The sequence below is a fragment of the Chryseobacterium cucumeris genome, from assembly GCF_001593385.1.
In the GTDB taxonomy this organism is placed as follows: domain Bacteria; phylum Bacteroidota; class Bacteroidia; order Flavobacteriales; family Weeksellaceae; genus Chryseobacterium; species Chryseobacterium cucumeris.
Genome location: NZ_LUVZ01000012.1, coordinates 359,615 through 378,312, shown reverse-complemented (window position 1 = coordinate 378,312; position 18,698 = coordinate 359,615). Strand labels below are relative to the sequence as shown.

Below are 18,698 nucleotides of genomic sequence, written 5' to 3'. Positions count from 1 at the left end.
AATGCCAACAAATAATACATCAACAGTAAAATCCGCATTTACTGTCGGAAAATCCTTAATAGGAGAAGGAATTATTAACTACAAAGAAACAAACCCTATGAATACCAATAACGCATCACAATCACTTTTCAGATTTGTAAGTCTGAGAAACCCTCAATTAACAGAAATTAAAGACAAAAACTTAGGATTTATCCACAGACCTAAAGGAGTAACCGGTGTTTTTGATACAGCAGTCGTTGGAAGACCTGCCAAAACTTTAAAATTTACAGCCATGAAAAGGGCTGCCGGAGAGTTTAACAATTCCGGATTCGAAAGCGAAAAGAAAATCGAAGAAGGAGCATTTAGAGACCTTCTGATGATCGGAAGAAAGCTTTCTAAAAAAGAAACATTAGAAAGCGCTGACTGGACGTTCGTTACGGATTATTACAAAAGCCTTATTAATACCAACAGACAGCTGAACGCAGAAGGAATTTCTATATTTTCCCAACTTTGGAATAATTATATTTATCAGATTGTTACCCAGGGAGATTTCTATATTAAAGAAGCAATCAGCCACATTTTAATGGCTATTCAGCTTGGTTTTGCCAGCAATCAGGACCTTACAGATCAGGAAATCATCAAAATTAATGGAGAAAAACCATTGGAAAAAGCAATGGATGGAAAAATCATACTTCCTACCATCCTATTTTCAGAAGATACGGAAACGGCTTCTTTAGTTTCATCTGCAAATGCTGAAGGTTCCGAACCGGCTTTGGCAGCAAGAACAGTTCAGAGATTAGAATCTGAAGCAAGAGCTTCTTTTGTATCCAGTAAAGCCATCCACAGAAAAGAATCCCTGAACACACTGAATTCCGAACTGGAAAAGCTTCAGAAAAAATTCCATAAATCCAGATATCAGGCCTACCAGGATGAGTATTCCAGATATATGACAGAAAACAAAGAACGTTTGGAACTGTATGACAGAAAGCTGGCCGAAGTAGACAGTAAAATCACTCCGGACATGTCCGAAGAAGAAAAAGAACGCCTTTACAGCACTTTGAAAGAATATGAAGTTGCGCCTTTCGTATTTACGTACAAAAATGAAATCAATTTGGAGGATTTGCAAGCAAAGCTTTCACCGGAATCTTTCGACCTTTTTGTAGAACTTTTCGGTGAATCTACAACCAGCTTAACTTCTGTGGCAGAAGATAAAGACAGCCTTCAGATCCTTTCGCATGACACCTTAAGAATGGGTGCCCAGACCATTGTTCTTGATGATGAGATTGAAAGCTATGCTGATGCTTTACTTGTTGTAAGAAACAATATCTCTGCTTCCATGGAGACGGCACTTCAAAACAGTCCTCTTCCGGAACAGCAGTATGCCAATATCGGCGGAGCTTCAATACCTCTTATTCAGAATACCGCCAGAACACCGATGGCATACAGCTTATATGCTCACAGTGCTTACGTAGTAGCAGGCAGCAGAGGATTTGTTAATTTTTCTTTTGAAGTTGAGGATGTTTCGTGGAGTGTTGCCAATGCTAAAATTACGGCTACAACAGATGCTGCCGGAACTTTCGAAGAAAATTACAGCAATATTTCTGTAGTTGATAATAAAATTACCTTACCTGCGGCTTTGGTAAACAGATTCAGAACCAGCTTTAGTTTCAAAATAGAAATTATTTTTGATAACGGAAGCCAGGCTTATGGAGAGATTGCCACACAATATCTGAAAGAAGACTTAAACCTTACCGGAATGCTGACTCTGAAGCGTGCAGCAGTTGAAAACCCGGGTACACCTGAACCAGGTACAACCCAAAAACGAAAAAATTTCGGGATCAAAAGATTGGGTGTAGCAGATTATATGAAAGTCGTGCAAAGTGTTCATGCTTATGTTCCGGGAGAAGTGTCCAATATTGAGAACGTTATGGCAAGCGAACTGAGACATAAGTCTTCCGTTTCCAGAGAATACTCTGAAATTACAGATACAACTTCCAAATCTCAGGAGACAGAGAAGATGTCAGACACTTCCAAAACTTCCAGAACGGATATGCAGACCGAAGTTGCTAAAGAAATTGAAAAGCAGCAGAGTATTTCTGCCTACACAAGATTCAGCTATGGAAATGACAGTGCCATGAAGTTTGAAATCGGAGCAGATTATGCCAATAACTCAGCACAGCACGACAGTACAAGACAAGCTGTAATGAAATCTCAGGAAATTACAGAAAGAGCAATGGAAAGAGTTCTTACTAAAATTTCAGAAGAAAGAGTACAGAAAATCATCAAGGAATATACGGAAACCAATGTTCATGAATATGATAACAGAGGAAAGGTAACCAACACTGATAATGCTGAAGCGGCACAGCCTAAACACATTACCGGAGTTTACAGATGGATCGACAAGAAAATGAAAAACCAGATCTACAACTATGGTAAGCGTACGATGTTTGAGTTTATGGTTCCTGAACCTTCAAGATTACACCGTCTGGCTCTTACTGTTGCCAAGGCTCAGGTGCTTAAAGCTCCTGTAGATCCAAGAAAAGCACCGGAACCATGGTTAATGGCAGATCCAAAATCTGCAACGATTGTACAGATCCAGCATTGGGCTCAGGAATACGGAGTAACTTTAGAGGCATTCCCGGAAGCAACCAAACAAGTAATTCATACTGCTTCCAGCGTTCCTCAGACAAATGATGATTTTGGAATTGATCATACACAATTTACCATCCCAGACAATTATGCTGGTAAAAATGCAAGTTTCGCCTGCAGGTCAACAAGAAACAGAGGTGGTGGATGGTCAGGATCACGTTATTCTGAAGTGATGTTCTCAAACTTAAAAGGAGATATGATTGGCCGTTCTGAACGTGGTGGAGACCTTAATTTTGACGATGGATCATCTGGTTTCAATATCACAGGTAATGTATCTTTCCAGGTGAAGGGCCACAACGTAAGAAGTTATACCATCAAAGTCGTTGTGAACTGTGAGCTGAGCGATGCCTTTATCAGCAAGTGGAAAACAGACAGTTTTAATGATATTATTAAAGCCTATGAAGCTGCTTATGCCAAATTCCAGGAAGATCAGGCAAGATTAGACGCAGAGCAAAAAGAAAAAGAAGCTCAGCTTAAAGAAAGACAGGATACTTTCTACCGTTATATGGAACATGATGTCTTAAAGCACAACTGTATCGCTTATTTATTACAGGATTACCTTTATACATTAGGCCAGGAAACAACTAACGGTGCCGATGAGAAAACAACCATGGATAATTTCCAGGTATACCTGAATGAAAATCTGGACAGATATACAGCCCTTGCCAAGTTTATGGAACAGGCATTCGAATGGGAAATTATGGATTACACCTTCTACCCATACTATTGGGCTAACCGTAAGAGCTGGCAGGAATTCTACATCAGCGAAAGTATGGACCCATTGTTCAGAAGTTTCCTGCAGGCAGGTATGGCAAGGATTATCGTTACCGTAAAACCAGGTTTCGAAGCAGCTGTTCAGTTCTTCCTTGAAACAGGATTGATCTGGAATGGCGGTTCTGTTCCGGTAATCGGCGACCCAATGTACATGAGTATCGTAGACGAAATGAGACAGCCTACCGGAGAACCTCAGGGGAAATACTGGATTACCAGAATCCCTACTACCTTAACAATCCTTCAGGATAAATCCACAGGACTTCCGGTAAATCAGCCATTACCGATTTTCCCGGAAAATGATCCTAAAAATTGTGAAAACCCATCAGAATTGGAATTTGAAACAAGCTTTTCTCTGGATACTGACGCTCAATTATCACATAGTGATGGAGCTACAACATTACCGAGAGAATTAACAACAATATTTAAATAATAACAAGATCAGGCGGAAATTTACGCCGCCTGATTTTATTAAATCCAAAAACCATGTATGATTATAGACCTATAGGCATTTATAGTGCAAAAACAATGGCTGATGAAGAAAGAAAAAAGAAAAATTTCTTTGAAGATTCTACTATAGATGACCAACAACAAAAAAAGAAAAACATTAATCTAATAATAACTTTAGAGTCAGATGGAAAATACCAATTTGATGAAACTTTTAAAATGTGGGAAGTACGACATATTCCAAGTTTCGCAAACTATGAAAGCTTTGTAGACCTCTGTAAAAGATCTAATTTCAAAAATGTGGCTATAGTTCACCATGGAAACACCTTTTCAGATCATACCTACGCAAAGTCAATGAAAGTAGTTTTAGATGCTCTAGCTTTTAAAACTTTAAAAAATGTATTTGAAAAGCTGCCTAAAAAAGATTTAATATCTCTCAATGATGACTATTTTGAAGATTTCAGAAAGGAATCTGAAAAATATCATCAAGGAGGGTTGGAACTAAAAGATATTAAATCATATATTAGTCTAAAATTATTGTTAAGCAATATGTTAAACGGAGCCAATTTCTTTTCTGTTGCATGTGATGAAGCTGATGATAAAGGTTTTTTAAATGAACTAGGAAGTATGACAAACAAAGAAATAAAAATCTTTGCTAATTCAAATCGTTCAGATATTAAACAAAGGGCATATGAAGAAATTACTTCAACAAAAGAAAAAATATATTTTGGCTCATTATTAAACAATTATTTGACTCCTAGTGGCAAATTTTTCAACTCAGATGGCTGGTATATTTTTAATACTAAAAACAATACGTTAACAACGACAAAGAAAGACCTATGGTTATTAAGTAATACAAGTAGTGAAGTATATTTATTAAAAGAAAGAAGCCAAAATTTAACTCAGGATCAATTAGATGAAATTTATAGTGCACAAAAATATTACGCAAAAAATTATAAGAAGTTTTATATAGAAAAAATGCATGGAACAGAGACTTCATATAACCAAATGAGAGAGAAGATCAAGAAAAAATATCCTGATATAATAAAATAATATAACATGAAAAATAATATCCTTTTTCTGGCAGTCTTATTACTATGTAATTTTTTTTATTCTCAGAAAGTAAATGATTTAGATTCACTTAGAGTGAAATTTTGTCAAAAGAACTGCAAAGAATATAAAAGAGATTTATTATTAAAAAATAAAGGAGAAATAAATCCTGGTGATTTTGATAATAAATACTATGAAAGGTTTTCGATTCCATCAATACAAAGAACGAAAATATTTCCTTTTAATGAGTATGATTCAATTTACATAGCAAATCCTAACTTTATTAAAAATGTAGATGAGCCTCGAAATTACTTGGATACTAAATTTCATAATCAAATCAGAATGATTTCTTCATTAGAAAAAGAAAGATTATCAAATATTCTGTTTAATTACTCTAAAAAAAATATTTTTGTCAGAACAGGATTATCTAATAGTGTCGGCTGTGATTGTATCCAAGAAAAATATCCAAGGATTTTATTATTATTTAAAAGAGATGGGAAATTTAAAAAGTTTATTGCATTCCCTGATAATGGAAAAGACAGATATAATTTCACCGATCAAGAATATCAATATTTCGACTGGTCCATGGAAAAAGAACAGATGATTTTAGAATTATTCAGTAAAGATATTCTTCCTGATCAAAACTGTAAATAGGATATGTCAGCATAATAATAAACATTTCAAAACCAAAATTCTATATTGAAGCTTTTACGAGGTTCGAAACTCCGGAAAGCAAAAAAAGGATGGGTAGATCGAATTTTGATCAATAATTATAAGCCACAGCAATGCTGTGGCTTAGGATGGTTCAGATCTTATCATAAAAACGGTAAAAAATACACAGAATACAAAGCCCATAACAACGTAGAATATAACGGGACTTATAAAAATCACTTTATTATGAAAGAAGAAAAAATAGATAAAATCATAATTTCTTTGAAAGATGTAAAAAAAATGGATTATATAATCCAGATGGTACCTATGTAGGCTTTGATGTACGCACAGAGGACTATAAAGAAAGTCCTGAATGGAATGAATTTGATTTCAAAAAAGAAGTTTTTGAAGAACTTTTAGGAGATGACTTTGGGAAGAAAGACTTTTACTATGAACCCAACACATGGGAGTTTGTTGTTGATGCACTGGAAAATAAAATTAGAGATGTACTGAAAACAATGAAAAAAGTACCGGAAGAGCATACCAAAAATCCTATGGAATATTTGAAAACTTACAAAAATGAACATTTTGATCCTATTACAAATCGTTCTATTTTTTATGAAGATGTTAAAGAATTTCTTGGTGAATTATATCATTATAATATTCGGGAAAATGTCAGAGATAAAAACTTATATTATTTTCAACTTTTTTACAATCATCTAAAAAGTAGTTTCAAAGAAGGTTTCCCTTTGTATATTACGGCAGCCACTATTGAAGACCAAAAATAAATGTCTATTTAAAACAAAAATAAAACACGACACGTTTTGTCGCATGAACCGCATATATTTGTCTTATAAAACTTTACCATGAACGCAGCACTGCTGCACCCTAAAAATAGAGAAATGAAGAAAGATTTTTATCTGACAAGATATGCCTTAATAATTAAAAGATTAGAAAGTTCTCCGGCTACCTATTCACAGCTGGAGGACTATCTTTTAAACTCTTTTGAATTCCAGGATGCAGGAATCAAGAGCTACTCTATCCGTACCCTGCAGAGGGATATCCGGGAGATTTCCGATCTTTTTAACCTTTCTATTCACAACAAAAAAAAGGGCGACAACCGATATTATATCGAGAGCCGCCCGATTATGGAAGTGGATGAGTACAATCAAAAACTTCTTGAATCCTTTCAGGTGAGTAATGCCCTGAATCTTCATCCGGACTTTTCAGATTTCATCTTTTTTGAAAGCCGAAAACCCACCGGCGTAGAACATTTTTATGACTTGTTCTTTGCGATCAGAAATAAAAGAGTTGTAAGTTTTGAACACTACAATTACAAGAACAAACTTATGACCTCCAGAAAAGTACACCCTTTGGCTTTAAAAGAATCTAAAGACCGATGGTATCTTATTGCCATTGATACAAAAGATAAAGTTTTAAAATCATTCGGGCTGGACAGAATTAATTATCTGGACGTATCCAAAAATCAGTTCAGGGAAAAGTATAAATACAACTTCAGGGAGCATTTCAAAAATGCATTCGGAGTGATGAACCTGACAGAACAGAATCCACAGAATATTGTTCTGAAATGCAGCCGCCACCAGGGAGAGTACATCAGAAGTTTCCCTCTTCATCAGTCACAGAAAGAAACCAAAGAAACTCCGGAAGAGATCTATTTTGAATTCTTCCTCCACCCTACTTATGATTTCATGCAGGAGATTCTTTCTTACGGAAAAGAAGTAACCGTTCTGGAACCGAAAGGTTTAGTTGATGACATCCGCAATCATTTGCAGGAATCTTTGAACCGTTATCTTGAAAGCTGATCATCAGGAATATATTTCATATTTTTTGTTATATTTACATAAATATACCCTTATTGAAAACTTTATTCATTGGCATCAGCTGCTTTATCTCTTCCTTTTTTCTCGCACAGCAGAAAGAAGAGTTCAGACTTGTAAAGAGTTATTATAATCAGCACAGAAATATGCTGAATAAAGAGTTCAAAAAGAAATTTGATGCAGAATCCGATACTTCAAAAAAGGCTGCGATAAAGGGAGATTTCCTTTTTTTCATGAAAAAAATGGATAGTATTGAAAACAATGCCCTGATCGGAGCTTTATTAAAAGTCAGAAATCTGGAGGACCTTCAAACCATCAAAAATCAGGCATTCAACTCATCTGAAAAGTTTGCAGATGCTGAAAAGATTGCAGATTATCCAGGTGGAATTAATTCTTTGAGACAGGAAGTCGCCAATCTGCTGTATGTTGACGGAGTATATTCTAAAGAGAAGATGATAAAAACGGATGTTGATTTTATTGTTGAAAAAGATGGAACAGTAAGTAATGTTCATGCACAGGGTGACAATTTCACCTTTAACAGACAGGCAGAAATTGCTTTATATTCTCTGGCGGAAAAATTTTCCCCGGCAATGCTGAAGGGCGACCCTACTATTTACCGCTTTAAACTTCCTTTAACTTTAACGATAACAGATTAATGTTTACCGACGAATATTACATGAAAATGGCACTGCAGGAGGCAGAGGCCGCTTTAGAAAAAGATGAGGTTCCTATCGGATGTGTAGTAGTTTCCAACAACAGAATTATTGCAAGAGCTCACAATCTCACTGAAACATTAAATGACGTGACCGCCCATGCCGAAATGCAGGCCATCACCTCTGCTGCTAACTTCCTGGGAGGAAAATACCTGAAAGACTGTACGCTTTACGTAACGATGGAACCTTGTGTGATGTGCTCAGGCGCACTTTCCTGGTCTCAGATCTCGAAAGTAGTGATTGGAGCGCGGGATGAACAAAGAGGTTTTATCAATAAACATCTTTCCCTCCATCCGAAAACTGAAGTTATTACGGGAATCATGGAGGTAGAATGCTCTTCTATTGTTAAAGAATTTTTTAAAAGTAAAAGATAATTAAAGACAAAAGCCGGAGGATATTGATATTCTCCGGCTTTTAATTTTATAAATAGTAAGACGATCTGTTTAGTCTTTTAAGATACAATATCTCACCAGATCAAAATATTCTCCGTCCTTTTTCACTTCTTTTATCAGAACAGCCTCCTGCTCCATTCCTGCTTTCTCCATAATTCTTCCGGAAGCAGGATTGTGGGGAAAATGAGTAGCAAAAATTTTATTCAGCTTCAATTCATTAAAGCCAAAATCTATTATTGCTTTTGCAGCCTCGGTTACATACCCTTTGTTCCAGTAAGGAATTCCTATCCAGTAGCCAAGTTCAGCTTTATCATCATCTCTGTCATGCAGCCCGATAGCTCCTATGATTTGCCCCTCTTTATTCCGGATAGCAAACGTATACCCTGTGTTATTTTCAAAAGCCTCTTTTGACATTTCCACCCAGGATCTGGCATCATTTTCCACGTATGGATAAGGAATATTGGAAGTAAGGTCAGAAAAAATCCTATGCTGAAGAAGTTCAACGATAAAAGGGATATCCTTTTCTTCCAGCTGTGAAAGGATCAGTCTTTCGGTTTGTAGTACGGGAAATTTTTCCATTATATTAATTGTAAGATTGAGGAACTAAAGTATCAGCTGGATTCAACCTCAACCTTAATCATTTAAATTTATAAATCTTTTCCGAGGAAATAAAGACCTTTCAAGGTATGGAGCCTGTCCATCACATGAATCTTATCCGTCAGAGGTTTATAGACATGGGAAACTCCTCCTGTTGCCACTACAAAACAATCATCGTTCACTTCTTCGTTGATACGGCTGACAAAGCCTTCCACCATACCGAGAAAACCATATACCATACCACTTTGCATACAGGTTACCGTATCCAGTCCCAAAACAGATTTTGGTTTCTTCAGTTCGATATCCGGAAGCTGTGCGGTCTGGTTAATCAGTGAATTCAGAGACGTTACAATTCCCGGAGCGATAATTACTCCTAAAGTTTCCCCTGTTTCTGCTACACAGCTTGCGGTAAGTGCTGTTCCGAAATCTATGACAATCTTCTTTCTGTCCGGGTACAGATTGTGTGCAGCCACCAGGTTTGCATAGATATCGGTTCCCATCTGCTTAGATTTAGCCTGTACTCCGGAAGGTGTATTTCTGTCAACAATCACAGGATTTGTTCCATGAATTTTTTTGATCCCGGAGCTCATTACTTTGGTAAGCTGAGGTACTACGGATCCGATAATTACCTTATCAATCTCTTTAGGATCAATTTTATAGGTCTGATAGAGCATCAGCATCTGTACATAAAGTTCATCTGCTGTTCTGTAAGGTTTTGTATTGATGACCCACGAAATATCACAATTATCGCCATTGAAAAGACCGAATCTGATATTGCTGTTTCCTACGTTTATTACGATTGAATTCATTGACATATTTTTCAGAAGAAATTCATGATATATAATTGAAATTTCCGCTTGATTTTGAGGCAATAAATTTAATAATTTTAAGAAAAAGAACCCGTCATTATCAAACTAAATTACAATGACACACTTATTTTTTCTTTCCTGAGAACAAATCACTATATTTAATAACACATTATAATTATTCTGATTAACTCATGAAAAAACTGATCTTCGGTACTTTACTATGCCTCAGCGTCACCATTTTTGCGCAATCCGGCAATTCAATGGCAAGCATTTTACAAAAAATAAAGAGTCAGTCGAAAATTGATACTCAGGATAAAACAGTTTATGATCTGATGGATGAGTTTTATCAAAAAAATCTTCAGGCTGACAATGATGAAATGACTCCCGAGTTTACCCACAAACTTCAAAAAGCAGTTTCTGATTCAAATACCAAGAATATACACCTGCTTTATCTTTTTTTGATGTATCAGCAGCATATCAGCCAGGCCTTAGCAGAAGGAAAAAGCCCCAATCCGGTGTTTCAGATAGAAACTATGCATCTTCTGGAAAGCGAAACAAAGGAAGTATATGGAAAGCTCCCGGCAATCATTTACATTTTTAAAGCAGAGGCTTTAGATAGCGGCTCAAAAAAAGAAGAAGCACAAATGACGGTGGCCAGCGGCTTAAAAGAATATCCGGATTCTGTTCCTTTAAAGGTATACAGTTATTTAAATACCAAAGATGAAAATTTGCGGAAGGATCTTACTCAAAATCATCCCAATCACTGGATGGTACAGCAATTTGGAATAAAATAAAAAAAACCACAGATTCATCTGTGGTTTTTTCGTTGTATATGTCTATTGTTATTTCACTTCAACAAAGTTATTTTCCATATTCACATCTGCAATTCTCTGGCTGAAATCAATTCCCAGGACAGATAATTGAGATTTTGTGTAAGGAATGGTAAGCGTATATTCTTTCTGAGTCCAAGGCCAGTAAGGCATTGTTTTAAACTCACCATACGCATCCTTTTCTTTCCATGTATGAGTCATATTCATTGGAATCTGATACGTAACGATCTTCTTATCGGTTGTCATTACGCCAAAATCAATTGGCATTGGAACCTGGCCATTATTGACTAAGGTAATGGTAGTAGATTTTGCATCGTATTTTACATCCTTAATTCCGTAATCGATAGTTTTTGTCGTATTGATCCAGTAGTTATGGAACCATTTCAGATCCATTCCTGAAACTTTCTGTGCAATGTGAAGGAAGTCCCTGTCTGAAGGATGCTTCATACTCCACTGGTCATAATATTGCTTTAAGGTTTCGGCAAGATTCTGCTCTCCCATAATATATCCAAGCTGCACCAGGTATAACTCACCTTTTACATAAGATGCAAATGTGTAAGACGTCCCGTTATCATGGTGATCACCTAACCAAACAGCTGGCTCTTCAATTCCTTTCTTAACAAATTTTCTGTAGGCATCCAATCTTTCAACAAAAGGATTCGGAAGATCTTCAGGGAATAACTGATACATGGTATAGCCTTCCGCATAGCTTGTAAAACCTTCATCCATCCACGGACGTACAGATTCGTTAGTGGCAAGCATCTGCTGATACCATGAGTGAGATCCTTCGTGAGCCATTAATCCCATCAAATCTTTAACACTTTTAGCTTCTCCTAAAATCATTGTACACATCCCGTACTCCATTCCGCCGTCTCCCCCTTGAATAAAGGCATAGGTAGGATATACATATTTTCCGAAATGAGCATTCATGATCTGGAAATATTTCGTAATATAAGGCTGAGATTCACCCCATGCTGTCGTTTTATCATTTTTCTGATACACCAGATATACTTTCGGACCTTCCGGAACATTAAAGCTTTCTACAGAATAATCTCTGTCTGCACTCCATGCGAAATCAAGGATGTTTTTTGCCGTCCATTTCCAGATTGCCTTTTTATCTTTTTCTGTTTTTATTTTTGCATTGGCATCATAGCCTTTCACTTCTGAAGGGTTCTCCAGAATTCCTCCTGCTCCTACTACATAATCTTTATTAATCTTAATAGTAACATCAAAATCGGAGAACGGCGCATGAAATTCTCTTCCCAGATAATCGAAAGTGGCCCAGCCATCATAATCGTATTCAGCAATTTTCGGATACCACTGCGTCATGGTCATGTCTACTCCTTCTCTGTTGTTTCTTCCGCTTCTTCTGATCTGCATAGGAATCACAGCATCCCAATCCATTGTAAAGGTAGTCGTAGAATTAGGCTTGATAGGTTCTGCCAGATACACTTTCATAATGGTTTCCTGAACTTCAAATTTCAGCTCTTTCCCATTTTGTTTAATCCAGTGAATGTTCTGAGCTCCTTCCTGGTCTTTTGGAATGGAAGCGAGTCTTGAAATACCGTCTTTCTGAAGTCTCCCATCACCATTTTTTCCCTGTGAAGCTACTCTCTGATCCATCATGGAATTAGGTTTGAAAGCATTCCAGTATAAATGGAAATAAACCACATTCAGCTCATCCGGCGAATTGTTGGTGTATTCTAAAGTTTGTTTTCCCTGATAGGTAAATTTTTCAGCATTAACATCAATATCCATCTTGTACTTCGCAGTCTGCTGATAATAAGCTCCTTGCTGAGCCTGAAATTGTGAAATGATAAACGCAAAAATGATTGCAGCCGATTTTCTCATTTAAAATTTTATTTTTTCTAAAGGTAGGTAATTTAACTAAGAACCTCAAATAGGAGTTATTCTGAGGTCTTATCCTGTTTGTTATGGTTTTAGATGGATTTTATTTCGGGTGGTTAAATTCTTTTTTTAACCTTATTTGTGATCCTTGTCAAGGTTTTAGACCTTGACAAGGATACTTTATCGGCTTTTCAACAGTTTTTTAATTAAAGTAATCTGGCCCAGGTGATAGTAGCTATGCTCAATCATTCCGTCGATATTTCTTCGGTAAGTTCCATATTTTTCATCAACGAAAACCTCATCAAGTTGGGAATCCGGCATTTGTTCCAATAATGCGGCAAACCTTTCAGAATCCGTCCAGAGTTTACTCAGCAAGTCTTCCCATTGTTGCTGAGATTCTATGGAAGGAATATCAAAACTGAATTTATCTTTAATCTCAAGATCTCCTCCTTCAAAGACATTGACAATTCCTGCAATATAATAATCAATGTGAAAAGTGAGCATCGCAATGGTATTTAAAGCATCTACTTTTGTTACCGCCTGTTCCCAGCTCACCTCTGAAAGCTGATCTTTAAAATTGGTATTGGCGATCCAGAAACCGTCAAGCAGTACTTCTCTGAATCTTTTGGCAAGTTGTGAAACTGAGCTCATGGATATTTTATTTATGTTTCCTAAAGATAAGTTTTTATTTAAACACAAATATTACCAGTGAAAATCACTATTTTAAACACAATAAAATAGTGCAATTTGTGCAAATACATTTGTGACATTCGTGTTTAACTAATTACAAAAAAACCTCAAATACAAAAGTATCTGAGGTTAATATTATAATGATTGAATTACAATTATTTTTTAGCAGAAGCTTCTTTTTTACCGCTTCTTAAAATCTTTTCAAGGATTCTTAAAGTAATCAGATACGTTGGTTTCACCCCTGTAAGACCCAACCCTCCTGAAGATAATGTACTTCCTGTTTCCAACGGATTATCCGATGCATAATAGGCATACATGACAAACAGATCCGGTGAAATATGGTGCCTGATTTTAGATGCTACCTGAATGGCTTTCTGGTAATGTGCTCCTTCCATTTCAAGACCAATAGCTTTCCATGAAGTATTCATAAAATAGGAAAGGATATCTTTATTCTGTAGAGAGGTTCCCAATACTGTAATCATTGGTCCTTCAAAAGCTTTTAATTCATCATCTTTAAAATCTTCCAGTTTTAAAGCATTTTCAAAAGGATAGTTATCTGCTGTTCCTTCAAAGATATGAGAAGTAGGAATCATGATATCTCCTTTTTCTCCGGTAAGAATACCCGCTTTACCCATAATAGAAACCGATTTTACATGCATCATATACACTTCTCCTTTATGTTCAAAAGGACGAAGCAATTCATCCATTACTTCAAAAGCCTGCTCTCCGAATGCGTAGTCAAAAACCATTACCACATCATCTCCTCCGAACTTGCAGTCTGCAAATGGCGTATTTTTCAGGTCTGTTTTGCTGAGGTCTATGATCTGTACATCAATATTACTTCCACTCTTATCTGCAATATGGATCATCCCTTCATCCAAAGCATATTTTAAAACTTTATCACGAAGTTCTTTCTTGTTGGAGATCTCTTCATACAGTTTATAATCCACCTCGTGGTGCTGCTTCTTTTTAAGGGCATTATTGGCATACAGCATATTTTTCACCGAGTGCATGTTGGCTGAAATAATATGTAACGGACGCATATGAAGATCATTTTCAAATAAAACCTCTTTCACTTTGTTCGCCCATTTTTCTCCAAAATAGTGGTGACCTACTCTTTCTTTTAATATAGAACTGAAATGAATCTCTCTTTCTCTGCTTCCTTTTGCATCATCAAGACTTACTTTTGCTAAGTTGTAAATGATTTTGAACAGACGGTCAGGATTATGATCATCACCAAAAGTATTATAAGCTCTTAAAGTCTCATCAAAAGATCTTCCTATTAAAGAAGAAAGATGAATAAGTGCTACTTCTTTTTCTTTTCTGCTGTATTTCTTTTCACCTTTTACCACTTCTTCAATAATTTTGAAGGCACGTGTCGGCTTCCAGTTTTCATCCTGGATAAATGCCAGATTACGGACTTTGTCAGCTTCTATAAAAAGGAAGGTAAGGTGGGTAAGAATATCATAAATTTCGGAACGGCCCAAAAGAACCTCAATATTCATCTGGTGTTCGTCTATTCTATAACAGTTTCTTCTTCTTTTCTTCGGAACAATGGGTTCGAAACTTCCTTTATCAAACCCTTCATCAGATGTAAGATGAATAAAAGCACATTCTTCAATTCCTTCCGGAAGTCTGTCCAGTACATACATCAAACCGTCAAGTTCCAATTTACTTGGAATATTCATGGTTCCATAAATTTCGGGATTGATGGTCTTCAACAAACTTCTGATACTTTCTCCTGAAACTCCGCCCGGCTTGAAAAATCCTCTATAAAATAGGTGTCTCATAGAGATATATAGTCTTTCAATAGCCTCTGTGGTTTCTCTTGCTCTAGAATTTGTCATAAAATAAATTTCACACAAATATACAAAATCTTTGCCCACTTTATTTTAACTGTCTTTTAACAAGTCGTTTAATCCCATCGTATTATTTTAATTTGCACAATATACAGTATATTTACATTGACATCTATAAAACAGGCGCGAATTCTCACATCTTAAATATTAAATAACAAACACCCCTGTTAAAAAACACCAAACAATTGTTTAAATTATATAAATTTTCAGATCACCCCTAAAATTTTTAGGGTTAAAATATTTTTGATTCATTTTTTTTGTAAATTTGCGCTGTAAAAAATCAACCCAATTATGTCAACCTTAAGATTCAAAGCATTAGAAACCCTTCCATTTAAGGATTTCAGAAAAGACAACTCTGTTGAGATCCCTGCGAAATTATCAGAGCTATTCTGTAAAAATGTTTTCTCAGAAGAAACCATGAGAGAATATTTAACAAAAGAAGCATTCGGTTCTATCATGGATGCGATTAAAAAAGGAACTAAGATCCAGAGACATATTGCAGATCAGGTAGCTGTAGCGATGAAAGACTGGGCAATGAGCAAAGGGGTAACCCACTACACGCACTGGTTCCAGCCTTTAACAGGTACTACTGCAGAAAAGCACGATTCTTTCTTTACACCCATTGAAGGAGGAAGAGCAATTGAAAGATTCAGCGGAAACATGCTTATCCAACAGGAACCAGACGCATCGTCTTTCCCTAACGGAGGTATCAGAAATACTTTTGAAGCAAGAGGTTATACAGCCTGGGATCCTACGTCTCCGGCATTCATTATGGGAACTACATTATGTATTCCTTCCATCTTTATCTCTTATACAGGAGAAACACTAGATTACAAAGCACCTCTTTTGAGAGCTTTGAATGCTGTAGATGAGGCTGCGACTAACGTAATGCAGTATTTTGACAAAAACGTAACGAAGGTAACTCCTACTTTGGGTTGGGAGCAGGAATATTTCCTTGTTGATTCAGCATTATACCAATCTCGTCCTGACCTTGTATTAACAGGTAAGACCTTATTAGGACATTCTCCTGCAAAGGGGCAGCAATTGGACGACCACTATTTTGGTTCTATTCCTACAAGAGTAATGAACTTCATGAAAGAGCTGGAAATCGAATGTATGAAGTTAGGAATTCCTGCAACAACAAGACACAACGAGGTTGCCCCTAACCAGTTTGAGCTTGCTCCAATGTTTGAAGAAGTAAACGTTGCGGTAGACCACAACTCTCTGTTGATGGACATCATGGCAAGAGTAGCTCACAAACACCACTTCCACATTCTTTTCCACGAAAAACCATTTGCCGGAGTAAACGGAAGCGGAAAACACAACAACTGGTCATTAGCAACAGATACTGGTGAAAACCTTTTAAGCCCTGGAAAGAATCCAAAGAAAAACTTACAGTTCTTAACATTCTTTGTTAACACGATTAAAGCTGTTCACGAATATGCAGACCTTTTAAGAGCAAGTATTGCTTCTGCAAGCAATGACCACAGACTTGGTGCCAACGAAGCTCCTCCTGCAATTATTTCCGTATTTATCGGAACCCAGTTGTTCAGTGTATTGGAAGAACTTGAAAAAGTAACCAACGGAAAACTATCTCCGGAAGAAAAAACAGAATTAAAATTAAATGTAGTCGGAAAGATTCCAGAAATCCTGTTAGATAACACAGACAGAAACAGAACTTCTCCATTTGCATTTACAGGAAATAAATTTGAAATCAGAGCGGTAGGTTCTTCCGCAAACTGCGCAGAGTCCATGACCGTAATGAATACTATTGCTGCAAAACAGCTTAATGATTTCAAGAAAGAAGTGGATGCTTTAATTGAAACAGGTCTTAAGAAAGACGAAGCCATCTTCAACGTATTGAGAGAATACATCAAGCAGTGTAAAAACATTATGTTTGAAGGAGACGGATATTCTGATGACTGGGCGAAAGAAGCTAAGAAAAGAGGATTAAACAACCTCAAAACCACTCCTGAAGCTTTGAAACAGGAAATGGATAAGAAGTTCTTAGATCTGTATGAAGAAATGGGAATTTTCAACCACAGAGAAGTGGAAGCAAGAAACGAAATCAAGCTAGAGAAATATTCTACAGTAATTGATATCGAATCAAGAGTATTAGGAGATATCGCAAGAAACCACATCATTCCTTCCGCATTAAATTATCAGAACAGATTAATTGAAAATGTAAAAGGTCTTAAAGAAATCTTTGGTGATAAAGAGTTCAAATCTTTGGCAAAAGAACAAATGAGTTTAATTACAAGCATTTCTGAAAATGTTTCTAAAATTAAACTTGGGGTTGAAGAACTTCTAAAAGCCAGAGAAACTGCCAAAGGTATTTCAGACAGCCAAAAACAGGCAGAAAGCTATTGTAATAAAGTAAAACCATTATTCGATCCGATCAGAGAAGCTTCTGACGCACTGGAAATGATGGTGGACGATGAGCTTTGGCCGATGACAAAATACAGAGAAATGTTGTTTACAAAATAACGTCCTGTAAAGTTCCATATTAGTTTAAATTCCTCGGTTTTCCGGGGAATTTTTTTGTTTTATTAACAACCCTTAAAATTAGAGTTTTATGTCACAAAACCTGATTTCTAGAAGAAAGTCGATTAGGTTTGTTAAAGAATCTTAATAAAAAAAACCGCACACTTACCAAAAACAGGCTGTTGCGGTTTATTTTTCTTTAACATATGTAAATTATATGTTAAAATGTGTTAAAATAAGATCCTGACAATTATCATATCAGAGGTCTTTTGTTCGGAATCTCTACTTTTGTAATGCTTTTGAAAATAAATATTCCTTTTTAACACGGATAATCAAATATATATGAAGAAAAGAGTTTTGTTTTATTTAGTTGCTTTAGTTACTACAGTTTCATTGCAATCGTGTGCTACAAATTATGTGGTTTCAAAACCAGCAACTTACACAAAAGAATACAAAACAGATGCCAAACTAGCTTCTATAGATAACAAAAAAATGGAGCAGGATAAGCAAAAACTTATCGACTCTTTCCTTGCAGAAAAGGCGGCATCTATCGCTAGTGCTAAAAAAGCAGTTAAGAATTCTGAAATTGCAAAAGCAATCAAACATAATAAAACCATTGACGGTATCCTTGAAGAAGCTGAAACATACCTTGGAACTCCTTACAGATATGGAGGAACAACCAGAAACGGTATCGATTGTTCAGCTTTTGTTCTTTCTGTATTCGGAGCAGCAGCAGGGCTTAGCTTACCTAGAGTAGCGGCTTCTCAGGCTCAAGAAGGAGAGAGAGTTGAAAAAGGAGAGCTACAGAAAGGAGACTTAATTTTCTTTTCTCACGGAAGAAGAATTTCTCACGTAGGTATTGTAGAAAGTGTTTCTGAAGAGGGTGAGATTAAATTTATCCACGCAGCAACATCAAAAGGGGTAATGATTTCTTCACTGAATGATTCTTATTGGGGACCTAAATTCAGATTCGCAAAAAGAGTGATCAACGAAGAAGGAGAAGCTTACAATAACTTAGCCGCTACTACTCTTGCTACACCCGCAAATTTTTAATTTTATAAATAATTGATTTAAATAATGAAGCCGTCAGA

General features: G+C 36.3%; 16 protein-coding genes. 11 read left to right on the top strand and 5 right to left on the bottom strand.

Annotation, left to right across the window (positions count from 1 at the left end; translation table 11 throughout):
• Position 1 precedes the first annotated feature (1 nt).
• The 8 genes from A1704_RS24200 (at position 2) to A1704_RS10605 (ending at position 8,472) form a co-directional block, all read left to right on the top strand.
• The gene (locus A1704_RS24200; RefSeq protein WP_065119595.1) at positions 2–3,832 is read left to right on the top strand and encodes a hypothetical protein; all 3,831 of its coding nucleotides are present in this window, start codon (positions 2–4) and stop codon (positions 3,830–3,832) included.
• A gap of 53 nt (positions 3,833–3,885) precedes the next feature.
• On the top strand, positions 3,886–4,899 hold the full coding sequence (locus A1704_RS10635) for a hypothetical protein (protein ID WP_062673182.1): 1,014 nt from the start codon (positions 3,886–3,888) through the stop codon (positions 4,897–4,899).
• 6 nt (positions 4,900–4,905) lie between these two features.
• Entirely contained in the window at positions 4,906–5,550 is a 645-nt protein-coding gene (locus tag A1704_RS10630; RefSeq protein WP_062673179.1) for a hypothetical protein, read from the top strand.
• A gap of 45 nt (positions 5,551–5,595) precedes the next feature.
• Positions 5,596–5,880, top strand: a complete 285-nt coding sequence (locus tag A1704_RS10625) for a hypothetical protein (RefSeq protein ID WP_062673177.1) — start codon at positions 5,596–5,598, stop codon at positions 5,878–5,880.
• 185 nt (positions 5,881–6,065) lie between these two features.
• Positions 6,066–6,335, top strand: coding sequence for a hypothetical protein (locus tag A1704_RS10620; RefSeq protein WP_062673174.1), 270 nt, complete (start codon positions 6,066–6,068; stop codon positions 6,333–6,335).
• Positions 6,336–6,413: 78 nt separating this feature from the next.
• On the top strand, positions 6,414–7,370 hold the full coding sequence (locus A1704_RS10615; protein WP_238590604.1) for a helix-turn-helix transcriptional regulator: 957 nt from the start codon (positions 6,414–6,416) through the stop codon (positions 7,368–7,370).
• A gap of 53 nt (positions 7,371–7,423) precedes the next feature.
• Positions 7,424–8,041, top strand: a complete 618-nt coding sequence (locus A1704_RS10610; protein WP_238590603.1) for a hypothetical protein — start codon at positions 7,424–7,426, stop codon at positions 8,039–8,041.
• Positions 8,041–8,472 (top strand): nucleoside deaminase, encoded by a 432-nt coding sequence (locus A1704_RS10605; protein WP_062673172.1) that lies wholly within the window; start codon positions 8,041–8,043, stop codon positions 8,470–8,472. The genes A1704_RS10610 and A1704_RS10605 overlap by 1 nt, the downstream gene beginning before the upstream one ends.
• A gap of 69 nt (positions 8,473–8,541) precedes the next feature.
• On the opposite strand, the gene A1704_RS10600 is transcribed toward A1704_RS10605, so the two are convergent.
• Both A1704_RS10600 and A1704_RS10595 read right to left on the bottom strand, forming a co-directional pair.
• Entirely contained in the window at positions 8,542–9,069 is a 528-nt protein-coding gene (locus A1704_RS10600; protein WP_062673169.1) for a GNAT family N-acetyltransferase, read from the bottom strand.
• A gap of 68 nt (positions 9,070–9,137) precedes the next feature.
• The gene (locus A1704_RS10595) at positions 9,138–9,896 is read right to left on the bottom strand and encodes a type III pantothenate kinase (RefSeq protein WP_062673778.1); all 759 of its coding nucleotides are present in this window, start codon (positions 9,894–9,896) and stop codon (positions 9,138–9,140) included.
• Between the two features lie 191 nt (positions 9,897–10,087).
• Between A1704_RS10595 and A1704_RS10590 the strand changes: the two genes are divergently transcribed.
• On the top strand, positions 10,088–10,690 hold the full coding sequence (locus A1704_RS10590; protein ID WP_131797501.1) for a hypothetical protein: 603 nt from the start codon (positions 10,088–10,090) through the stop codon (positions 10,688–10,690).
• Positions 10,691–10,738: 48 nt separating this feature from the next.
• Here A1704_RS10590 and A1704_RS10585 read toward each other — a convergent pair whose 3' ends face one another.
• The 3 genes from A1704_RS10585 to A1704_RS10575 form a co-directional block, all read right to left on the bottom strand.
• On the bottom strand, positions 10,739–12,577 hold the full coding sequence (locus A1704_RS10585) for a M1 family metallopeptidase (RefSeq protein WP_062673165.1): 1,839 nt from the start codon (positions 12,575–12,577) through the stop codon (positions 10,739–10,741).
• Positions 12,578–12,754: 177 nt separating this feature from the next.
• Positions 12,755–13,225 carry a DinB family protein gene (locus tag A1704_RS10580; RefSeq protein WP_062673164.1) on the bottom strand — a complete coding sequence of 157 codons (471 nt, stop codon included), beginning with the start codon at positions 13,223–13,225 and terminating at the stop codon, positions 12,755–12,757.
• A 194-nt stretch (positions 13,226–13,419) separates the two neighbouring features.
• Positions 13,420–15,111 carry a DUF6909 family protein gene (locus tag A1704_RS10575; protein ID WP_062673162.1) on the bottom strand — a complete coding sequence of 564 codons (1,692 nt, stop codon included), beginning with the start codon at positions 15,109–15,111 and terminating at the stop codon, positions 13,420–13,422.
• 303 nt (positions 15,112–15,414) lie between these two features.
• Between A1704_RS10575 and A1704_RS10570 the strand changes: the two genes are divergently transcribed.
• Together A1704_RS10570 and A1704_RS10565 are read left to right on the top strand one after the other, a co-directional pair.
• Positions 15,415–17,610, top strand: a complete 2,196-nt coding sequence (locus tag A1704_RS10570) for a glutamine synthetase III family protein (protein WP_062673160.1) — start codon at positions 15,415–15,417, stop codon at positions 17,608–17,610.
• A 339-nt stretch (positions 17,611–17,949) separates the two neighbouring features.
• Positions 17,950–18,660, top strand: a complete 711-nt coding sequence (locus tag A1704_RS10565) for a C40 family peptidase (RefSeq protein WP_062673158.1) — start codon at positions 17,950–17,952, stop codon at positions 18,658–18,660.
• The last annotated feature ends 38 nt before the right edge of the window (positions 18,661–18,698 follow it).